Annotated in this window: 3 protein-coding genes; all 3 read left to right on the forward strand. The window is 68.9% G+C overall.

Features of this window, described 5'->3' with window-relative positions:
- Positions 1–180 precede the first annotated feature (180 nt).
- The 3 genes from ACK42S_RS17155 to ACK42S_RS17165 are packed head-to-tail and all read left to right on the forward strand — an operon-like array spanning position 181 to position 2518.
- Positions 181–762 carry a sigma-70 family RNA polymerase sigma factor gene (locus ACK42S_RS17155; RefSeq protein ID WP_409710424.1) on the forward strand — a complete coding sequence of 194 codons (582 nt, stop codon included), beginning with the start codon at positions 181–183 and terminating at the stop codon, positions 760–762.
- Positions 759–1307 (forward strand): hypothetical protein, encoded by a 549-nt coding sequence (locus tag ACK42S_RS17160; protein ID WP_409710427.1) that lies wholly within the window; start codon positions 759–761, stop codon positions 1305–1307. The genes ACK42S_RS17155 and ACK42S_RS17160 overlap by 4 nt, the downstream gene beginning before the upstream one ends.
- Positions 1304–2518, forward strand: coding sequence for a S8 family serine peptidase (locus tag ACK42S_RS17165; RefSeq protein ID WP_409710430.1), 1215 nt, complete (start codon positions 1304–1306; stop codon positions 2516–2518). The genes ACK42S_RS17160 and ACK42S_RS17165 overlap by 4 nt, the downstream gene beginning before the upstream one ends.
- Positions 2519–2732: the final 214 nt, after the last annotated feature.

Here is a 2732-nt window from a genome sequence, read left to right on the forward strand (position 1 = left end):
CGGCTTCAACATCCGCTGGCTGCTGCGTGCCATCGCCCGGCGGGGCATTGCTCCAGCCTTTTTGCGCTCGCTTTGGCTGCTGTCAGCGCTCGCCGCGTCCGCGAGTCGACTCGCTACTCTTGCACGTCCGGCGCTTCTCGTCGGTGCCGTGAGATGAATTTTGCAGGGCCGACTACGTAGATGGATGACATCGATCTCATCACTGCCTGCGCCCGCAGTGACACGCGGGCGCTCCGCAGCCTGCACGCCCGCCATGCCCGAGCGGCGTTCGCGTTCGCTTTGCGCATGCTCGGCAACGAGGCCGACGCCGATGACGCGGTGGCCGAGGCATTCTACGAAGTCTGGCGGCAGGCCAGCCGGTTTGCCGGCCATTCGAGCGTGCGCACCTGGATACTCGGCATCGTGCGCCACAAGGCGCTGGATCTGTTGCGCTCGCGTGGTGCGTGTCTCGAAGACCCGCTCGATGACGAGGAAGCCGCGTGTGTTGCCGACCAGGGTATGACACCGTTCGAGTGGCTTGCCGAACGCCAGCGCGTGCAAATCGTGGCCGAGTGCATGGACGCGCTGCCCGCGGCGCAGAAAGAAAGCCTGCATCTAGCGCTGCTCGAAGGCATGACGCTTGCCGAAATTGCCCAGGTGCAAGGCGTGCCAGACAACACCGTCGCCACCCGGATTCATCATGGCAAGCGCAAGCTCAAGGACTGTGTGGCCGCGGCCCTGGGTTTGAAGAATTCCGCATCAAGGCGCGACTCATCCACATGAGCAAGCATAGCCCCGATCCGGCCCAAGACCCCTTTGCGGGAAGCGACGCGGCCGAACGCCGCTGGCTCGAACGCACCCGCGGTCAGCTCGAAGCCGCCACTCTGCCGTTCGACGAGGCAGCCAACTGGCGACGCCTGGTAGAACGTGTTGAGGCCGAGGCCCAGCGGCCGCGTGCTGGCTGGATCCGTCCGGCGCGCAAGCGTCTGCCATGGTGGCAGGCGTTCGTTTCCTTTGCGCTGGGCGCGGCCACCGCAGCGGTGGTCGCGGTAAGCGTGTTGCCGCTGGTGACGCAACGAGGCGCCGAAGTCGAGCCGCTCGGCGCGGCGACTCCGGGCGTGGCAGAAGGCATGACCGTGTTGCAAGTGGTGTTTCGCGATGAAGCCATGTCAGCGCAGATCCGCGCGGCGCTCGAGCAAGTGGGCGGCGAGGTGGTGGGAGGGCCAGGCCGCCTCGGCGTCTGGCGCGTGGCGGTCCCGGCAGGCCAGTCGGCCGCCGCCAAACAAACGCTGCGTGCGAACGCCATCGTCGAGAGTGTCAGCCAATGAAGCGCGCGCTCGTTCTCTTTGCCGCCGGCCTGCTTTGCAGCGCTGCCGCTTTCGGCCAGACCGAGCTACAAAAACCGGTCGAGCCGCGCTCGGGCGTCGGCGTTCAGATCGACCTCGGCAGTGTCATACGGGGTCTGTCCGCATTGCTCGCCAACAACCCGGCGAGCGCGCCAGCGTTCGCGCCCGGCCAGATCGTGGCCGTGTGGGAGCTGGCCGATGCGCAGGAGCCCGCCGCCTTCGCGGCTGCCATCCAGGGGCAAGTGCTCGCCTCCGATCGCCTCGAAGCGCTCGCGCTGCACGTCGCGCTGATCGCGGTCGACGACGAACGGGTTGAAGCGTCCCTGCAGCTTTTACGCGATCGCTTCCCTACCGCGGTGTTCGACCGCAACGCGCTCGTCTATCCCCAAGAGGCGGCACAGGACGGCGCGCGTGCCCGTCAGTATGCCACCGCGCTCATTGGCGCCAGCGCGCTGCAGCGGCTTGCACGCTCGGTGCGTATCGGCGTGATCGATGGCGCGCCTGAACCGAATTTTGCGCTCGACGTGGCTGCGCTGGCCGTCGAACGGTTCGCGGCCACCGATGCGGCGAGCGACCACGCCAGCGCCGTGGCCTGCGTGCTCGCTTGCCGGGCCGAGACGGGATTTGCTGGGCTCGCCCCGGGGGCGGAGCTCGCCTGGGCCGCCGTGCTCGCCCCCGGCCCAGACGGACGCGAGCGCGGCGATACCTACCGGTTTGCCCGCGCCCTGGATTGGATGGCCGGCCGCCGTGTGGACATCATCCACGCAAGCCTTGGCAGCGCGCCCAACCAAGTGCTGGCGCGGGTGCTCGAGCGCACCCTGCCGCGTGTGCGCGCCATCGTCGCGGCGGCGGGCAACGGCGGGCCAAAAGGAAAGCCCCCCTATCCCGCGGCCTATCCCGGCGTGATCGCCGTCGCCGCCGTGGACGCCGAGGCCCGTCCGTGGGCTGACGGCACCCGAGGCGAATACATCCTGCTCGCCGCGCCGGGCGTGGACGTCTGGCTGCCGGTGAGGCAAGGCCATTACTTCACCGGCACCTCTTACGCCGCCCCCTTCGTGACCGCCTGGGTCGCACAGCGGCTGGCGCGCGGACAGCCGGCGGATGGCGCTGCCTTGTGCGCCGCGGCGCGCGACCTGCCGCCCACTGGGCGCGACGAGGCCACGGGCTGCGGGCTGCTGCGCTGGTCGCCATAACGCCGCCGCGCGCGGGCCATTGAAGAAAACCGCCGGATTCACCGACTCAGGGACACCAACTCAACCTGAAGAGGTGAAACATGTCTGCATTGCGTTTTCTGACCACGACCCTCGTCCTCGGCCTGGCCCTTGCCGCTGCTCACGCCGCCGAGCGCGATGCCATCGCCAGCGGCGCCAAGCTGACCAAAGCCGACGCCGCGCGCACCGCGCCGGC

This window comes from Caldimonas sp. (assembly GCF_046289365.1).
Taxonomy (GTDB): domain Bacteria; phylum Pseudomonadota; class Gammaproteobacteria; order Burkholderiales; family Burkholderiaceae_C; genus Caldimonas.